This window comes from Streptomyces sp. NPDC021225, assembly GCF_044332865.1.
Classification (GTDB): Bacteria; Actinomycetota; Actinomycetes; order Streptomycetales; family Streptomycetaceae; genus Streptomyces.
In genome coordinates, this window is sequence record NZ_JBIRPV010000008.1 from 22,199 (window position 1) to 40,884 (window position 18,686).

11 protein-coding genes are annotated in these 18,686 nt (G+C 70.4%); 10 read left to right on the forward strand and 1 reads right to left on the reverse strand.

The features are described 5' to 3' along the window. Positions 1-286: 286 nt before the first annotated feature. The 4 genes from kdpF to ACH4S9_RS31515 are packed head-to-tail and all read left to right on the forward strand — an operon-like array spanning position 287 to position 4,852. The gene (gene kdpF / locus ACH4S9_RS31500; RefSeq protein ID WP_009326374.1) at positions 287-376 is read left to right on the forward strand and encodes a K(+)-transporting ATPase subunit F; all 90 of its coding nucleotides are present in this window, start codon (positions 287-289) and stop codon (positions 374-376) included. A gap of 8 nt (positions 377-384) precedes the next feature. Further along, complete coding sequence (gene kdpA, locus ACH4S9_RS31505; protein WP_311723919.1) at positions 385-2,049, forward strand: potassium-transporting ATPase subunit KdpA; 1,665 nt, start codon at positions 385-387, stop codon at positions 2,047-2,049. Beyond that, positions 2,046-4,178, forward strand: coding sequence for a potassium-transporting ATPase subunit KdpB (gene kdpB, locus ACH4S9_RS31510; protein ID WP_311723920.1), 2,133 nt, complete (start codon positions 2,046-2,048; stop codon positions 4,176-4,178). The genes kdpA and kdpB overlap by 4 nt, the downstream gene beginning before the upstream one ends. A gap of 5 nt (positions 4,179-4,183) precedes the next feature. Then, complete coding sequence (locus ACH4S9_RS31515) at positions 4,184-4,852, forward strand: potassium-transporting ATPase subunit C (protein WP_311723921.1); 669 nt, start codon at positions 4,184-4,186, stop codon at positions 4,850-4,852. 168 nt (positions 4,853-5,020) lie between these two features. On the opposite strand, the gene ACH4S9_RS31520 is transcribed toward ACH4S9_RS31515, so the two are convergent. Further along, a complete protein-coding gene (locus ACH4S9_RS31520) occupies positions 5,021-5,587 on the reverse strand; it encodes a universal stress protein (RefSeq protein ID WP_398374935.1) in 567 nt (188 codons plus the stop codon). Positions 5,588-5,912: 325 nt separating this feature from the next. Between ACH4S9_RS31520 and ACH4S9_RS31525 the strand changes: the two genes are divergently transcribed. From ACH4S9_RS31525 to dgoD, 6 genes are all read left to right on the forward strand, one after another. Then, entirely contained in the window at positions 5,913-6,347 is a 435-nt protein-coding gene (locus ACH4S9_RS31525; RefSeq protein WP_311723923.1) for an SAV_915 family protein, read from the forward strand. 14 nt (positions 6,348-6,361) lie between these two features. Next, positions 6,362-7,702: a diaminopimelate decarboxylase gene (lysA, locus tag ACH4S9_RS31530; protein ID WP_311723924.1), complete on the forward strand. Its 1,341-nt coding sequence runs from the start codon at positions 6,362-6,364 to the stop codon at positions 7,700-7,702. Positions 7,703-8,199: 497 nt separating this feature from the next. Then, positions 8,200-15,390 carry an amino acid adenylation domain-containing protein gene (locus ACH4S9_RS31535; RefSeq protein ID WP_398374937.1) on the forward strand — a complete coding sequence of 2,397 codons (7,191 nt, stop codon included), beginning with the start codon at positions 8,200-8,202 and terminating at the stop codon, positions 15,388-15,390. Between the two features lie 5 nt (positions 15,391-15,395). Beyond that, positions 15,396-16,565 (forward strand): FAD-dependent monooxygenase, encoded by a 1,170-nt coding sequence (locus ACH4S9_RS31540; protein WP_398374939.1) that lies wholly within the window; start codon positions 15,396-15,398, stop codon positions 16,563-16,565. Positions 16,566-16,703: 138 nt separating this feature from the next. Continuing rightward, a complete protein-coding gene (locus ACH4S9_RS31545; RefSeq protein WP_311723927.1) occupies positions 16,704-17,480 on the forward strand; it encodes an SDR family NAD(P)-dependent oxidoreductase in 777 nt (258 codons plus the stop codon). Positions 17,481-17,538: 58 nt separating this feature from the next. After that, positions 17,539-18,684 carry a galactonate dehydratase gene (gene dgoD / locus ACH4S9_RS31550; protein WP_385343704.1) on the forward strand — a complete coding sequence of 382 codons (1,146 nt, stop codon included), beginning with the start codon at positions 17,539-17,541 and terminating at the stop codon, positions 18,682-18,684. Positions 18,685-18,686 lie beyond the last annotated feature (2 nt).

The following is an 18,686-nucleotide window of genomic DNA, read 5'->3' on the forward strand; positions in this document are numbered from 1 at the left end:
CCCATCCCGGTGGTGTGCGCCACACGCGCGTCAGGGATGCGTCAAAGCGGCGGTCGGGGCCCGAAGCGGCGGCCGTAAGGGACGCGTCAAGGCTGCGCGGGCGGCCGTAAGAGCGCCGTCAACGACGGCCGAAACCAGCCACAAAGGCGCTTTCCTCGATTCGTCCGTGCTTGTCATTCTCGTTCGAATCTCACTAGGAGCTCGCGATGGCCGACGTGGCCTTCGTCGTCACCACGATCGCGGTGTTCGCGCTCGTGGCTCTCGTCGCCAAGGGGGTGACGAAGCTGTGACCGCCGAAAATGTGGTCGGCCTCGTCGTGGCCGTCGCCCTGCTGGGCTATCTCGTCCTCGCCCTGATCTTCCCGGAGAGGTTCTGAGCCCCGTCATGAGTCCCGTTCTCGCCGGCGTGCTCCAGCTGATCGCGCTCGTAGCGGCGCTGGCGCTCGTCCACATCCCCCTCGGCAACTACATGGCCCGGGTCTACTCCTCCGACAAGCACCTGCGGGTCGAGAAGTGGATCTACAAGGGGATCGGTGCCAACCCCGACACCGAGATGCGCTGGCACGCGTATCTGCGCGGTGTGCTGGCGTTCTCCGCGGCCGGTGTGCTGTTTCTGTATCTGCTCCAGCGGCTTCAGGGTGTGCTGCCCGGCTCGCTCGGCTTCGCCTCGATCGACCCGGACCAGGCGTTCAACACGGCCGCGTCGTTCGTGACCAACACCAACTGGCAGTCGTACTACGGCGAGCAGGCCATGGGCCATGTCGTACAGACCGCCGGTCTGGCCGTGCAGAACTTCGTCTCGGCCGCGGTGGGCATGGCGGTGGCCGTGGCGCTGGTGCGCGGCTTCGCCCGTTCGCGCACCGGTGAGCTGGGCAACTTCTGGGCCGACCTGGTGCGCGGCACGGTCCGCATCCTGGTGCCGGTCGCCGCGATCGCGGCTGTCGTCCTGGTGGCGTGCGGCGCGATCCAGAACTTCTCCGGCATCCACGAGGTCGGCCAGTTCATGGGCGGCTCACAGCAGTGGAACGGGGGCGCGGTCGCCTCGACGGAGGCCATCAAGGAGGTGGGCACCAACGGCGGCGGCATCTTCAACGCCAACAGCGCCCACCCGTTCGAGAACCCCACCCCGTTCACCAACCTCTTCGAGATCTTCCTGATCCTGGTGATCCCGTTCTCGCTGACCCGGACGTTCGGCGTCCTGGTCGGCTCGGTGAAGCAGGGGTACGCGATCCTCGCGACGATGGTCACCATCTGGATCGGCTTCACGGCGCTGATGATGTGGACGGAGTTCGCCCACCGCGGCCCGGCGCTCGAGATCGCGGGCGGGGCGATGGAGGGCAAGGAGGTCCGCTTCGGTGTCGGCGGCTCGTCGATCTTCGCGGTGGCGACCACGCTCACCTCGACCGGCGCGGTGGACTCCTTCCACTCCTCGTTCACCGGCCTGGGCGGCGGCATCACCATGCTCGGCATGATGCTGGGCGAGATCGCGCCCGGCGGTGTGGGCTCCGGCCTCTACGGCATGCTGATCATGGCGATCATCGCGGTGTTCATCGCGGGACTGATGGTCGGCCGCACGCCCGAGTACCTGGGCAAGAAGATCGGCACCCGCGAGATCAAGCTGGCCGCCCTGTACATCCTGGTGACCCCCACCCTGGTGCTCGTCTTCACGGCCGCGGCGATGGCCCTGCCGACCCCGGGCAACTCCATGACGAACAGCGGGGCGCACGGGTTCTCCGAGATCCTCTACGCCTACACATCCGGGGCCAACAACAACGGTTCCGCCTTCGCCGGCCTGAACGCGGACACGCAGTGGTTCAACACCACGATCGGCCTGGCGATGCTGCTCGGCCGGTTCATACCGATGGTGTTCGTGTTGGCGCTGGCGGGCTCGCTCGCGGAGCAGAAGCCCGTTCCGGCCACCGCGGGCACCCTGCGGACCGAGAAGCCGCTGTTCACCGGCCTGTTGGTGGGCGCGATCCTGATCATCACCGGGCTGACGTACTTCCCGGCGCTCGCGCTGGGCCCGCTCGCCGAGGGGATGGCGGCATGACCACCGATACCAAGAAGCACGAGGACCCGATGTCCACAGCCACTCCGACCCGGGCGCCGCACAGCGATGTACCCACCGGGCACAGGCCCGCCGAGGGCCGTGTCGGCGCGGGCCTGTTCGACCCCGGGCAGCTCGTCAGGTCGCTGCCGGACGCCTTCCGCAAGCTCGACCCGCGGGTGATGGTCAAGTCGCCCGTGATGTTCGTGGTGCTGGTCGGCTCGGTCCTGACGACGGTGTTCTCGTGTCAGGACCCGACCGACTGGTTCGGCTGGGCGATCAGCGCCTGGCTGTGGCTGACCGTGGTCTTCGCGAACCTCGCGGAGGCGGTCGCCGAGGGGCGCGGCAAGGCGCAGGCCGACACCCTGCGCAAGGCGAAGACCGACACGGTCGCACGCCGGCTCAGCGGTGCCACGGAAGAGCGGGTGCCGGGCACCGAGCTGAGAATAGGCGACCTGGTCGTGTGCGAGGCGGGCGACATCATCCCCGGCGACGGCGACGTCGCCGAGGGCGTCGCCTCGGTGGACGAGTCGGCCATCACCGGCGAGTCGGCGCCCGTCATCCGAGAGTCGGGCGGCGATCGCAGCGCCGTCACCGGCGGAACGAAGGTGCTCTCCGACCGCATCGTCATCAAGATCACGACGAAGCCGGGCGAGACCTTCATCGACCGGATGATCAATCTCGTCGAGGGCGCGGCCCGGCAGAAGACGCCCAACGAGATCGCGCTGAACATCCTGCTCGCGTCCCTGACGATCGTGTTCCTTCTCGCGTGCGCCACGTTGCCGCCGTTCGCCGACTACGCGGGCAAGGACCTGACCATGGTCGTGCTGGTGGCCCTGCTGGTCTGCCTCATTCCCACCACGATCGGCGCGCTGCTGTCCGCGATCGGCATCGCCGGCATGGACCGGCTGGTCCAGCGCAATGTGCTCGCCATGTCCGGCCGGGCCGTCGAGGCCGCCGGTGATGTGTCCACCCTGCTGCTCGACAAGACCGGCACCATCACCCTCGGCAACCGCCAGGCAGCGGAGTTCGTGCCGGTGCGCGGCACCACGGAGGCCGAGGTCGCGGACGCCGCGCAGCTGTCGTCGCTGGCCGACGAGACACCCGAGGGCCGTTCCATCGTCGTCCTCGCGAAGGAGAAGTACGGGCTGCGCGAGCGGCACCAGGGCGAGCTGACCGATGCCGAGTGGGTCGCCTTCACCGCCCAGACCCGTATGTCGGGCGTCGACGTCGACGGCAGGAAGGTCCGCAAGGGCGCCGCCGGTTCGGTCGTCGCCTGGGTCCAGAAGCAGGGCGGCACGGTCGCGAAGGACGCGGACGAGATCGCCAACCGGATCTCGGAGGCGGGCGGTACGCCCCTGCTGGTCGCGGTCCGAGACGATCAGGGCGCCCGGATCCTCGGTGTCATCCACCTCAAGGACGTCGTCAAGGAGGGCATGCGCGAGCGGTTCGAGGAACTGCGCCGCATGGGCATCAAGACCGTCATGATCACCGGTGACAACCCGCTGACGGCCAAGGCGATCGCCGAGGAGGCAGGCGTCGACGACTTCCTCGCCGAGGCCACCCCCGAGGACAAGATGGCCCTCATCAAGCGCGAGCAGGCGGGCGGCAAGCTGGTCGCGATGACCGGTGACGGTACGAACGACGCGCCCGCGCTGGCGCAGGCGGACGTCGGCGTGGCGATGAACACCGGCACCTCGGCGGCCAAAGAGGCCGGCAACATGGTCGACCTCGACTCCAACCCGACCAAGCTCATCGAGATCGTCGAGATCGGCAAGCAACTCCTGATCACCCGGGGCGCCCTGACGACGTTCTCCATAGCCAACGACGTCGCCAAGTACTTCGCGATCATCCCGGCCCTGTTCGCGGCGGTCTATCCGGGGCTGGACAAGCTCAACATCATGGGCCTGTCCTCGCCTGACTCCGCGATCCTGTCCGCGGTCATCTTCAACGCGCTGATCATCATCGCGCTGGTGCCGCTGGCTCTGCGCGGAGTCCAGTACCGCCCGGTCAGCGCCGACAAGATGCTCCGCCGCAACCTCACCATCTACGGCCTCGGCGGGCTCGTCGCGCCCTTCATCGGCATCAAACTCATCGACCTGCTCATCTCGCTCATCCCCGGGATCGGCTGAAGGACATGAACAACTCCCTGAAGAACACCGCCCGGCTGCTGGGCGCGGGCCTGCGCGCCCTCCTCATGCTGACCCTGGTGACGGGCGTCATCTATCCGCTGGTCATCACCGGCATCGCCCAGGGGCTGTTCAGCGACAAGGCGAACGGCTCCGAGATCACGGCGGACGGGAAGGTCGTCGGCTCGTCGCTGATCGGGCAGTCCTACAACCTGCCGCTGAAGAAGGGCCAGGAAACGCCGGAGCCCGACCTCAAGTGGTTCCAGGGCCGCCCGCAGAACGGCCTCGGCAGCAACAGCGTCAACACCCAGTACAAGCTCATCCTCTCCGGCGCCACCAACCGCTCCGCGGACAACGAGGAGCTCATCCAGTGGGTGAAGGACGCCAAGGCCGCAGTCGTCAAGGACAACTCGGTGCCCGGCCACAGGGTCGAGCCGTCCGATGTGCCCGCCGAGGCGGTGACCTCATCCGGCTCGGGCCTGGACCCGGACATCTCCCGGGACTACGCCGACCTCCAGGTCCACCGCGTCGCCGAGAGGAACGGCCTGTCCGTCTCCCAGGTGCGGAAGCTGGTCGATGAGCACACCGAGGGCCGCACCCTCGGCTTCATCGGCGAGCCCCGGGTGAACGTGCTCGAGCTGAACATCGCCCTCAAGGGCCTCGTGGCGAAGAGCTGACGCGCTCAGTCGAACGGCGGAGGGAGCCGACGGCCCGGACACGTTCCGGAATCGTCGGCTCCCTACGGCGTATCACCAAACTGTTCAACGGAAACGAGAACATGCTGCGCGGCCTGGAGCAGATCCCGCACGCCGACTGCCTGGCCCACCTGGTGGGCAAGAGAGGCCTCAGGCGTCGGGCGGCAGGGCTTCGGCCGGGCCCTCCAGCCGCCGTGTGTCCAGGCGCCACCGCCAGGCGTTGCGGCGATGGACGGACGCCAGCTGGGCCGCCAGCGGCGACGGCGGCACCGCGAGGACGGAACAGGTCGCGTGCGCGAGACAGTAGCGGCTGACCGAGCGGCTCAGCGCTCGGCGCAGGCGGCCACGCCGTCCGGCGCCGACGACCAGGACGTCGTCCTCGCGGTCGGCGATCTCCACCAGCGCCCGGCCAGGGGCGCCACGGGCGACGAGGGGGTGGAGAGCCACTCCGGGACCAGCGGCGTCGAACACGTCGTCGAGTGCGGCGAGCAGCCGCTCCCGGGCGAGGCGCTGCCAGTCGACGGTGCAGGGGGAAGCGGCCGCCGTCCGGCGCGCCCCGAGCTCCCCGCCGGGCGGTTCCCAGGCGAGGACCGGCCACAGTTCGGCGTTCCGGCGCCGGGCCTCGCGGGCGGCCCGGCACAGCGCGGTGTGACTCCCCAGCGAGCCGCTCACCCCTACCACCACACGAGCGGGCCAGGGCGCGTCGGACTCCGACATCACGTCACCGTTCCTCACGGCCCACGGACGGTCTCCGCGGGCGATTCACCATGCGACCGTGGCCATCCCACTCCAGGACGGGGCTCCGCGACAGCCCGCGGACCATTCCTTGGCATGCTTCTGATGGCCGTACCCGGGGCGCCCACCCGGGGCGTCAGCGTTCCGTCAGCGATTCCCCGAACTCCGTCAGCATCCCGTCAGGAGGCGTCCGGGGGAGGGGGCGGCCGGGCGTAGCGTCGTGGGTGAGCCCCGGTCGGCCTCCCCGCGTCCGGGGCCGACCCAGCTCATTCCGTTCAACCACCTCGGATCCTCCAGGAGGCATTCCGTGACGGACATCCAGTACGACGAAGACCCTGAGCCCGCCGATCGTTTCCCGGCCGGACTGCTGCACGTTCCTGTCCGGCCGGGCCCGAGGGGGTGCGTGACCCGGCTGTTCCGCACCCCCCTCGGCGACCGTACGGCTGTCGGCTTCACCTCCGAGCGCGCGCTGTTGGCCACGCTCGGCGCGGACCAGCCGTGGATCAGGCTCTCCGAGCCCGCCCTGCGGGCGCTGACCGCACCGCTCGGGGTCACCACCGTGACCGTGGACCCGCAGTTCAGCGCCCCGGCGCCGATCCCCGGTGGCGAGGCGGTCCACAGTCCGGATCGGCCTGCCGCGCGCGGTTCGCGCCCGGACACCTGGGATCCGCGGGCCGTCGGCGCGCTGCGGGTGACCGGCGCCGCCGCCCTCGTGTCGGCGCTGTCGCTGTGGCTCGGCTGAGCGAGGAGCACACCATGACCACGGTTCACGAGCCGCACGTCACCACCACCGCGAGCGCCGACGCCCTGTCGGTGTGGCCGGCCTCTGCCACCGAGCCCCGGCCCGGTGACCTGACCGTCGGCGGGGTGCCCCTCGCCGAAGTGGCGGAACACTTCGGCACCCCGGTCTACGTCCTCGACGAGGCCGAGGTGCGCGAACGCTGCCGCACCTACCGGCATGCCTTTCCCGACGCCGAAGTGCTGTACGCGGCCAAGGCGTTTCTGTGCCGGGCCATGATCCACTGGGTGGACGAGGAGGGCCTCGGCCTCGACGTGTGTTCCGCAGGAGAGCTGGAACTCGCCGTCACCAGCGGCTTCCCGCCCGAGCGCATGGTCCTGCACGGCAACGCCAAGACGCCGCACGATCTGGAGCTGGCACTGCGCCTCGGCGTGGGCCGCATCGTCATCGACAGCCCGTCGGAGATCGCCCGGCTCGCCGCCGCGGTAGGGCCGGAGGGCCACCAGAAGGTGATGGTCCGCGTGGTGCCCGGTATCGGCGCGGGCGGCCACCAGAAGATCCGCACCGGCACCGAGGACCAGAAGTTCGGTGTGTCCGTCTCCGACGGCTACGCCCAGCACGCCATCGCCCGGATCCTCGATCAGCCGCAGCTCGAACTGACCGGCCTGCACTGCCATCTGGGCTCGCAGATCACCAGCGTGAAGCCGTATCTGACCGCTGTACGGCGCATGGTCGGCCTCATGGCCCGGCTGCACGAGCAGCACGGCCTCGTCCTGCCCGAACTCGACCTCGGCGGCGGCCACGGAATCGCCTACCGTCCCGGTGAGAGGCGTCTGGACCTGACCGCGCTGGCGTGCAGGGTCCATGCGGAGCTGACACAGGCGTGCGCGGCGGCCGGTCTTTCCGTGCCCCGCCTGATGATCGAACCTGGTCGGGCCGTCGTGGGCCCCGCCGGCATCGCCCTGTACCGCGTGCTCACGGTGAAGCACACCGGCGACCACACCTTCGTCGCGGTGGACGGCGGCATGAGCGACAACCCCCGGCCCGCGCTGTACGGCGTGCGGTACGCACCGCGCCTGGTCGGCAGGGAGGGCAGCGCCGACCTGGCCCGGGTGACCGTCGTCGGCAGGCACTGCGAGGCGGGGGACATCGTGGCCGCCGACATCGACCTCCCCGCCGACCTGCGCCCCGGAGATCTGCTCGCAGTCCCGGTCGCGGGCGCCTACCACCTGTCCATGGCCTCCGGCTACAACCTGGTCGGCCGTCCACCCGTGGTCGCGGTGCACGTCGGCCGCGCCCGGCTCCTCGTCCGCCGCGAGTCCCTCGACGACATCCGCAGCCGCGACGTGGGCCTGTAATCCCGCCACCTCCCCGGTCACCTCCGGACGAGTAATGGCCCGGTGCTCGTCCGGAGGTTTTCCCGTATGCGCGGCAACTCACCCGGAAAATATGGGAGAATTCACGGTTTGAAGCGACGGGGATTGAAAACGGAGTATCAGCCACCGTTCATCGCAAGGATAAAGTGGCGCACGTCACAGTGGCCGCTTTCTCTGGCGCAGGCTAAGCTACGTTCGCCGAGCCGCCCTTTCCGCGCAGGTCCGCCGACTGTCGATAAGAAGAAATTCAAGGAACAGTGCAGTTCCCTGTTCTCCTTCCCTGACCCGGGACCGCCGTACGCGCTTCCCGGCCATCGACGAACTGGATTTCCCTTACGCCGACGCGGAAGCGCGGGCCGCTCACCGTTTCCCGTCCGGGAAACGCCGTGGGTGCCTTCTGGCGCGCCCTCACCTCGGTCTTCTCATTCTTTCGTTCGACCGGTAGCCGACCCTCATCGTCTCACCCGGAGATCGTGACAATGACTTCGCCCGAGCCCTTCCCTTTAACGCGATATCAACTCGACATATGGGTCTCCGCCGCACAATCCGAGGAATCACCGCAGTACAACGTCTCGCTGTACGAGAAGCTCACCGGGAACGTGAATCTCGACGTCCTCCGCCAATGCGTCGAGCAGGTCCTGCGGCGTCATGACGCGCTGCGTCTGCGATTCGACGAGCGGGACGGGACACCTCTTCAGTGGGTCGAGCCCCGGATCCCCGTCGTGGAGACGGCCGACCTGTCACGGGAAGGCGACCCGGCGGCGGCCTGCCGCCGCTGGGTGCGCGCATTCCAGCAGCGTCCGATGCCGCTGCGCGATCAGCCCATGGTCCGGGCGGCGCTCCTGGTGGAGAGCGCCCGCGTGACGCACCTCCAGCTGGTCGCGCACCACCTGGTGATGGACGGCTGGGCGCTCAAACAGGTGAGCGCCGAGATCCTCGACGGCTGTGCGTCGATGACGGCGGGCGCCACCGCCGCGGAGAACAGCGCGCCGTCGTACCGCTTGTTCTCCGAGCGGGATGCCGCGTACCAGGGATCCGAGGAGAACACCGCGGACCTGGCCGCCCACTGTTCCGCCCTCGCCGGCGCGGTCCCCGCGCTGTTCCCCAGGAAGCCGACGAGCGCCCCCCGCGAAGCCGCGCGTTATTCCTTCAGCCTGGACCGTTCGTGGGCGGCCCGCGTCCGCAAGGCCCAGTTGCCGCTGTTTCCCTATATCGCCACCGTGCTGGGCGCGTATCTGTCGCGGGTACACCGCGCCGAAGAGGTGACCCTGGGCGTTCCGGTGCTGAACCGGCCGCGGGAATTCATGGATACGGTGGGGCATTTCGCAAACACCCTGCCCTTGCGCCTGCCCCCCCACCATGGGATGCCGCTGCGCGACATCGTCAACCGGACGCGGACCGCCACCCGCGCGCTGCGCGTGCACGAGCGGGCGGCGCTGGGGGACGTGGTGCGCCGATTACGCGATTCCCACGGCGGAAACCGGCAGCTTTTCGACGTCACCTTGTCCTACCTCCGGACCGGCCGCCCGGACCCCGGCCCGGGCATCGATGTCGAGACGGCGATGGAATCGCCCTGCCATGAGCAGGATGTCCTCTCGGTGGTGGTGCTCGACTTCGACAACTCCCCGGAAATCCGCTTCGACCTGGATTACGCCACGGATGTCTTCGACGACGACTTCCCGGTCGAAGGGATGGCGGAGCACTTCAAAAACCTCCTCGCAGCGGCTGTGGACATGGCGGACGGGCCGATATCCGCGGTGCCGATGCTCCCGGCCGCGGAGCGGGCGGAGCTGATCCGGCACGGCAGGGGAGAGAGCGTCGCGTATCCACGGGACGCCACCCTCTCCGGGCTCTTCGAGCGGCAGGCCGCCCGCGCCCCGGCGCGGATCGCCGTGGTGGGCCCGGGCCCCGACGACGTCCTGACCTACGCCGAACTGGACGCGCGCGCCAACCAGGTCGCCCGGGCGCTGCGGGCGGACGGCGTGGGCCCGGGCGACCGGGTCGCCGTCATGATGGAGCGCGGCCCGGACCTGCTCGTCGCGCTGATGGGCGTGGGCAAGGCGGGCGGTGCCTATGTCCCGGTGGACCCGGGATATCCGCGCGAGCGCATCGGCTTCCTGCTCGACGACAGCCGCCCGGCTGCCATCCTGACCTCGGACGAGAGCGGGCCACGGATCTCGACGGCGGCGGGCGTGCCCGTGCACCGCGTCCCGGACCTGCTGCACGGCGACGACTCCCCGCCGGAGCCGTCGGCCGACGGCTCGGACCTCGCGTATGTGATCTACACCTCCGGTTCCACCGGCAGGCCCAAGGGCGTGCTGGTCCGCCACCACTCGGTGGTCAACCGGCTGGCCTGGATGCAGCGCGCGTACCCCATCGGCGAGGGCGACGTACTGCTCCAGAAGACACCCGTGTCCTTCGACGTGTCCGTGTGGGAGCTGTTCTGGTGGGCCATCGAGGGGGCCAGCGTGGCCCTGCTGCCGCCGGGCGGTGAGAAGGACCCCCGCGTGATCGGCCGGACCATCCGCGACCAGGGCGTCACCGTCGCCCACTTCGTGCCGTCCATGCTCGGGGCCTTCCTCGACGCCGTCGAACAGAGCCCGGACGTACACGCCGGAACACGGACGCTGCGCCGGGTCTTCTGTAGCGGAGAGGCGCTGCCGGCCGCCCGTGTCGACCGGTTCAACCGGCTCTTCCACGACGCCGAGGGGGCCACGCCGGCCCTGGTGAACCTGTACGGCCCGACCGAGGCCACCGTCGACGTGACGTTCCACGACTGCCCCGGGGAGCCCGGCCGCCCCGTCGGCCGTGTGCCCATCGGACGGCCGATCGACAACACCTGTCTGTATGTGGTGGGGCGGAACGGGCAGCCGCAGCCCAAGGGGGTCCCGGGCGAGCTGTGGATCGGCGGCGCCGGGGTGGCCGCGGGATATCTGAACCGGCCCGCCCTGACCGGGGAGCGGTTCATCGCCGACCCGTTCACCGGCGAAGGCAGTCTGTACCGCACCGGTGACCTCGTGCGATGGCTCGCCGACGGCACGCTCGAATACCTCGGCCGCCTCGACGACCAGGTGAAGATCCGTGGGAACCGCGTGGAGCCGGGCGAGGTCGGCAGGGCCCTGATCGCCGTGCCCGGGGTCCGGGACGCCCTGGTGGTGGACCGCACCGATGACGAGCGGGGTGTCCACCTGGTCGGCTACTACGTCGCGGAGGACGGGATCGCCGCCGCGGACATCCGCCGCCATCTCGCCGACACGCTGCCGGAGTTCATGATGCCGGCACTGCTGGTGCCACTCGACCGCATTCCGCTGACGCCCAACGGCAAGGCGGATCGCCGGGCGCTGCCGGAACCGGTGGCCCGCGGCGGCGCCCCGGTCTCACGCCCGCTGACCTCCGCCGAAGAGATCGTGGCGGACGTGTGGCAGGAGGTGCTGCGGTGCGGACCGGTGGGCGCCGAGGACGACTACTACGCGCTCGGCGGCGACTCGCTGCAAATGCTGCGCATCCGCGCCCTGGCAGAGCAGCGCGGCCTGCGCTTCTCACTGGCCGACCTGGTACGGCACTCCACCGTCGCCGGCCTGGCCGCGCGGGCCCACCACGACGGATCCCCCACCGACGTGGCCGAGTGCGGACCGCTCCCCTTCGAGACGGTCTCCGGTATCGACCGGGCACGGCTGGGCTCGGCCTCGGACGCCTACCCGCTCACTCGCATGCAACTCGGCCTGATCTACCACAGCCGTCAGCAGCGTCGATCCTCCCTCTACAAGGACGTGTTCCGCTACACACTGCGGTGCGACTGGGACGAGCAGCACTTCCGCGCGGCCTTCGGCGGGCTCGTACGGCGCCATCCGGCGCTGCGCACCAGCTTCGGCCTGGCCGGGTTCACCGAACCGCTCCAACTGGTGCACCCTCCCATGGAGGACGGCCTCGAAGTCGTCGATCTGCGGTCCCGTGACGGCGACGACGCGGAAACGGAGGTGCTGCGGCACATCGAAGAACGCCGCCACCACGAGTACGCCTTCGACACCGCGCCCCTGTACTCGCTGCGCGTCCACATCCGCCGCTCCGCGATCGACCTGGTCCTGAGCTTCCACCACGCCCTGTTGGACGGTGCGAGCGTCGCCAACCTCATCGGCGAGCTGCTGCGCGACTACGGGCACGCCCTGGGCCTGCACCCGACCCCGGCGCCCGAGGTCCGGCTGCCCTCGCCCGCCGCACACCTGCTGGCCGAGCGCCGGGCCCTGGCGTCGGAGGCCGACCGCCGGTACTGGCGGGCGGAGCTCGCCGGAAGCGAGCCCGTCTCGATCGGCACGTTCCGCCCGCACCAGCCCCCGTCGTCCGCGAGTGGACGCGCGTCGCACCGCTTCAACCTGCCGGCCCGGCTCGGCGACGACGTCCGGACGTTCGCCCGCGAGCAGGCGCTGCCGGTCAAGTCGGTGCTGTTCGCCGCCCACTGCATGACACTGCGACTGTTGTCCGGCCGCGAGGACATCATGACCGGGCTCATCGCGCACAGCCGGCCGGAACACCCCCACGCCGAGCGCATGGTCGGCCTGTTCCTCAACACCCTGCCCATGAGGGTGAACACGGCCCAGGCCAGCTGGCTCGAGGCGGTACGGGAGGCGTTCCGGCGCGAGCAGGGCGCGTATCCCCACCGCCACTACCCCATGAGCGCCATCCAGGAGGAACGCGGCACTGGACCGCTTTTCGACACCGTCTTCAACTATGTACGGTTCCAGCAGCTCACGGACGCACTGGGGGAGCCGGGGCTGGAGCTGATGGACTTCCGCACCGTGGAGGAGACCAACTTCACGCTCCTCGTCAACGCCGTGACGGACCCCGTCGACCAGAACATCTGGCTGCGCATCGACAACGACGGACAGACGGTCACCCACGATCAGGTCAGGCTCTTCGCCGACTCCTACACGCGCATCCTCGGCCACCTGATCCACCATCCCCTGGAACAGCCCGGCTGGGACTTCCTCACGCCCGTGCCGCAGCCGCTTCCGCCCGCCACGGACGTGGCACGGAGCGCGGTGGACCGCTTCGCGGAACAGGCCGCGCGCACCCCGCACGCCCTCGCCCTGACGACGCACGACGAGCGATGGACCTACGCGCGGCTCGACCGGGTGACCGCGACCGTGGCCCGCAACCTGATCGCCCTGGGCGTGCGGCCCGGCGCCGTCGTCGGTGTCGCCGCGGACCGGTCACCCGAGGTGATCGCCGCCATCCTCGGCATCATGCGGGCCGGGGCGGCGGTCATGCCCCTGGACACCGGATACCCCGCGAAACGGCTCTCCCGCATGATCGAGGAGGCCGACCCCTTCCTTGTCGTCGCCGGCCGGCACGATGCCTTCCCCGACCAGGACGCGCCGACCGTACGGTTCGAGCAGATCGCCGAGCCGCCCACCGATGACGCGCCCGCCGCACCCCTCCCGGCGCTCACCCCGGACAGCACCGCCTGCGTCCTGTTCACCTCGGGCTCCACGGGGCGGCCCAAGGGGGTCGACATCCCCCACCGCACGCTGGCGGGCCTCGTGTCCTGGCAGAATCGCGCCCGCAGCGCCTCGCAGGGCATCACCCTCCAGTACGCTCCGCTGAGTTTCGACGTCTCCCTCCAGGAGATCTTCTCCACCCTGTGCGCGGGCGGCACACTCCGCCTGGTGCCGGAGGACATCCGCAGGGACATGCCGGCCCTGGTCCGCCTGATGCACCAGGAAGGGGTCGAGCGGATCTTCCTGCCCTACATCGCCCTCCAGCAACTGGCGCTCGCCTCCGAGGCGCTGGGCATCGCACCGGCCGCGCTGCGCGTCATCGTCTCGAGCGGCGAACAGCTGAGGATCACCGACGAGATCCGGCGTCTGTGCTCGGCCCTGCCCGGAGTGGTGCTGGAGAACCAGTACGGCCCCACCGAGACCCATGTGGTGACCCGCCACACCCTGACCGGGCCGCCGGCCGACTTCCCGGACCTTCCCCCGGTGGGCACCGCCGTCGACGGCGCCCAGGTCGTCGTGGTGGACCCGCGGCTGCGCCCCGTGCCGCCGGGTGTGACGGGCGAGTTGTACCTCGGGGGCGCCTCGGTCGCGCGCGGCTATCTGGGCCGCGACGACCTGACCAAGGAACGCTTCGTCACGCTGCCCGGCACACCCGGCCGCTTCTACCGCTCCGGCGACCTCGGCTTCGCGCTGCCGAGCGGCGAGATCGTGTGCACCGGCCGCGCCGACACCCAGGTCAAGGTCCGCGGATTCCGGGTCGAGACGGCCGAGGTGGAGCTGGCCATCCGCGACCTCGTCCCCCGCCATCCCGGCATCGCGGAAGCCGCCGTCGTCGCCCACCGCCGCCCCGGCACGGACACGGTCCTGGTGGCCTTCCTGACCGGCGATCGCTCGACGGTGGACACCGGCGCGCTGCGCGGCAGGCTGCGGGAGACGCTGCCCGACTACATGGTGCCGTCCTACGTCCAGTGGCTCCCCGCCATGCCGTCCACCCCCAGCGGGAAACGGGACGACGCCGCCCTGCGGGCCATACCGCTCGAGGCACCCGCCGACCACGACACCACCCCGCCGCGCACCCCGCTCGAAAAGGCCCTCGCGGAGATCCTCGCGGACCTGCTGCATCTGCCCGAAGTCGGCATCCACGACAGCATGTTCGACCTGGGCGGCACCTCACTGACCGCGATGCGGCTCATCGCCACGCTGGAACAGCGCTTCGGCACCGTCATCCCGCTGTCGGAGTTCATCGCCGCGCCGACCGTGGCCGCCATGGCCACCCGGCTGCGCTCGGGCGCGACGGCACCGGCCCGCTTCGACCCGATCGTGCCGCTCAACCCGGCGGGTTCGCGGACCCCGCTGTTCCTGGTCCATCCCATGGGCGGCAATGTGCTGTGCTTCCTGCCCTTCTCCAGACACCTCGACCCCGAGCAGCCGCTGTACGCCCTCCAGGCAACCGGCGCCGACCCCGGCACCGAACCGCTGGACACCATCGCCGACATGGCCCGCAGCTACCTCACCGCGGTCAGACGGATCCAGCCCGAAGGCCCGTACAAGATCAGCGGCTACTCCTTCGGTGGTTTCGTCGCCTTCGAAATGGCCTGCCAACTCCGCGCGGCGGGTGAGCGGGCCGAGGTGCTGATCCTGGACACCGTCGCCCTCAACCCACAACTGCGCGAGCTGTACACCGAGGACGCGCTGCTCGGCTGGTTCTTCTGGGAACTGCTCTGGCCCGTACGCGGCGGCGCCTCGCCACTGGAGGAGATGCCCGAGCACGCCACCACGCTGGACGCGAAGTTCGCACACATCGCGCGGTGCGCCGTCGACCTGGGCGTATTGCCCGCCGACAGTTCCGGAACCGTCATCAGGCGCCTGTTCCGCCTCTACCGGGCGAACTGGCTGGCCACCCTGGACTACCGGCCGGACACCGTCGACCAGGACATCGTCCTCCTGCGGGCAGACGAACCGCTGCCCGCGATCCTCGAGGCCATGCACGGCGCCGCGGGCAGCCTGCACTACGAGCCGACCAACGGCTGGCGGCGGATGACCACCGGCCTCATCCAGGTGATCGGCATCCCCGGCGATCACCTCTCCATGATCGAGGAGCCCGGCGTCGCCCACGTGGCCAAGACGGTCGCCGACATCCTGCACCCCTCAACCCATCTCCGAAGGGACACCTGAGCCTCATGACATCCCACCGGCCCAAAGCAGTGGTCATCGGGGCGGGGATCGGCGGCCTCACACTGGCCGCCGCTCTGCGCCAGGTCGACATCGACGTCGAGGTGTACGAGCGCGCCACCGAATTAAGAGCCGCCGGTTCCGGCCTGGGTGTGCTGAGCAACGGCGGCGCCGCGCTGGACGCCCTCGGCATCGACATCGGCTTGGAAAAACGCGGGCAGGTCCTCCAGCGCTTCGGCATCAACGACGCGGAGGGCAACCACATCACCTGGTATCCCATTCCGGAGCTCAGCGAGGAGCTGGGGCTGCCGCCCACCGTGGTCATCAGCCGCAGCGCCCTGCAACAGGGCCTCCTGGAGGCGGTGGGAGACACCCCCATCACCCTCGGCGCCGCCGCCGTGGGCTATGAGAACGGACCGGACGGAGCGACCGTGCGCTTCGCCGACGGCAGCCGGGCCCACGGCGACATCGTGGTCGGGGCCGACGGGATCAACTCCGCCATCCGCCGCCAGATCACCGGCCCGGAACCGGTCTACGAGGCCGGATATGTGTGCTGGCTCGCCATCGTCCCGTTCAGCCACCCCAGCTTCGAGACGGGCTCGGTCCTGCACTACTGGGGGAGCGGACAGCGCTTCGGACTGCTGGACGTGGGCCACGGACAGACCTACTGGTTCGGCACCAAGAACATGTCCGTCGAGCGGGCCGCCGACTGGCGGGGCACGAAGGACGAGATCGTCCAGGCGTACGCCGGCTGGGCGGACGAGGTCCAGGCCGCCATCCGCGCGACGCCCGAAGAGGACATCATCGCCATCCCGGCCCGCGACCGCGCCTTCCTGGAGCACTGGGGCGACGGCCGGGTCACCCTCCTCGGAGACGCCGCGCATCCCATGCTCACCAGCCTCGCCCAGGGGGCCGGGATGGCCATCGAGGACGCCGTCGTCCTGGCCGGGACACTGGCCGGGTCCGGCGATCTCACCGCCGGACTGCGCAGCTATGAGGACCAACGCCGCGAGCGCACCCGGCTCATGGTCAACGCCTCCCGCGCGCTGAGCGAACAGGAGCAGCTGGAGGACCCGCGGCAGCGGCACGAGCGGGACGAGCAACTGCGCCGGACGACCTACGCCGCCTTCGCGGAACAGCAGCGGGACGTCCTCATGTTCCCCGGGATCCACCCCTAGGTACCGCGACGCCGCAGGGCGTTGACGAGGCCGCAGCGCTGTGCGCTGCGGCCTCGACGTTTGCGTCACCTCTTGGCACATCGCATTAATTCATATTTAATGCGGTGAGTTGCTGCCGCCACCCGCAGGAGTCCTTCCGTGCATCCCACCCCCACCCCGTGCCCGGACCGCCTCGCCGGGCAGTGCGCGCTGGTCACCGGTGCGGCCTCCGGTATCGGCGCCGCCACGGCTCACCGGCTGGCCGCCGAGGGAGCCCGCGTGGTCGTCGCCGACATCGACGAGCCGGGAGGCGCGGCGGTGGCCGCGGCCATACGGGACGCCGGAGGCAGCGCGCGGTTCCAGCGCTGCGATGTCTCGGACGAGGCGTCATGGACCCAGGCCGTGCGGTCGGCCCGCGAGGCCTTCGGGCCCGTGCACGCGCTGGTGAGCAATGCCTACGCGGTCCGTGTCGCGGCGGCCCACGAGACCAGTGAGGCCGAGTGGAACCGGCAGCTGGCCGTGAGCCTCACCGGGTCGTTCCTCGGGGTGCGCGCCTGCCTGGACGATCTGATCTCGACGGGCGGCAGCGTGGTGCTCGTCTCCTCGGTGCACGCCCTGGTGGGACTGCCCGGGCGGCCCGCGTACGCCGCGGCGAAGGCCGGGCTCACGGGGCTGGCCCGGCAGTTGGCCGTCGAGTACAGCGGCCGGATCCGGGTGAACAGCGTGCTGCCGGGACCGGTCCTGACCAGGGCCTGGGACGGCATCGGCGAGGCGGACCGGCGGGCAGCGGCTCGGGAGACCGCCGTGGGACGCCTCGGCCGGCCGGAGGAGGTCGCCGCGGCGGTCGCCTTCCTGACCAGTGCCGACGCCTCGTTCGTGACCGGGGCCTCGCTCGTCGTCGACGGCGGCTGGAGCGTGCTGAAGAACTCCTCGTGAGCCCCGGGGCGACCACGCCCTGTCCGGTCCTCCCATGCCTGCCTTTGGAGCGACACTCTTGAGAATCACCCAGGTCGAAACGTTCGCCGTTCCGCCCCGTTGGCTGTTCTGCCGCATCGAGACCGACGAAGGAGCGGTGGGGTGGGGCGAGCCGGTCGTGGAGGGGCGGGCGGCCACGGTCCGCACCGCCGTTCACGAACTCGCCGAGTATCTGGCCGGCCGGGATCCGATGCGGATCGAGGATCACTGGCAGGTGATGACGAAGGGGTCGTTCTATCGCGGCGGCCCGGTGCTTTCCAGCGCCGTCGCCGGAATCGACCAGGCGCTGTGGGACATCGCCGGCAAGACGCTCGGGGTGCCGGTCCATGTGCTGTTGGGCGGTCCGGTGCGCGAACGGGTGCGGGCCTACAGCTGGGTGGGCGGCGACGAGCCCGGCGAGGTCGCGGAAGCCGTGAGGGCACAGGTGGAGGCGGGCTTCACCGCCGTCAAGATGAACGCCTGCGGTCGGATGAACCGGCTGGCCACCGCCGCCGACATCGCCGCCGTGGTGGAACGGGCCGCCACTGCCCGCGACGCGCTGGGGCCCGAGCGGGACTTCGCGATCGACTTCCATGGGCGGTTCAGCGCCGCCAACGCGCGCCGGATCCTGCCGCATCTCGCACCGCTGCACCCGCTGTTCGTCGAGGAACCCGTCCTGCCCGAGTACGCCCACCGGCTCGGCGACGTGGTCTCGGCCTCCGCGATCCCGATCGCCACCGGCGAGCGGATCTACTCGCGCACCGAGGCCCTCCCCGCGCTCCAGGCGGGCATCGCGGTACTCCAGCCGGACCTGTCGCACGCGGGAGGCATCTCCGAGGTGCGGCGCCTCGCGTCGCTGGCGGAGACGTTCGACGTGCTGCTCGCCCCGCACTGCCCGCTGGGGCCGATCTCGCTGGCCGCGAGTCTCCAAGTGGCCTTCAGCACCCCGAACTTCCTCATTCAGGAGCAGAGCATCGGCATCCATTACAACAAGGGGGCCGAACTCCTGGACTACGTCATCGACCCCGAGGTGTTCCGGCTCGACGAGGGACACCTCCGCCGCCCGCTCGGCCCGGGCCTGGGCATCGAGGTCGACGAGCAGGCGGTGCGCCGTGCCGACGGCAGCGCGCGGGACTGGCGCAGCCCCGTGTGGCGACACGACGACGGGTCGTTCGCGGAATGGTGACC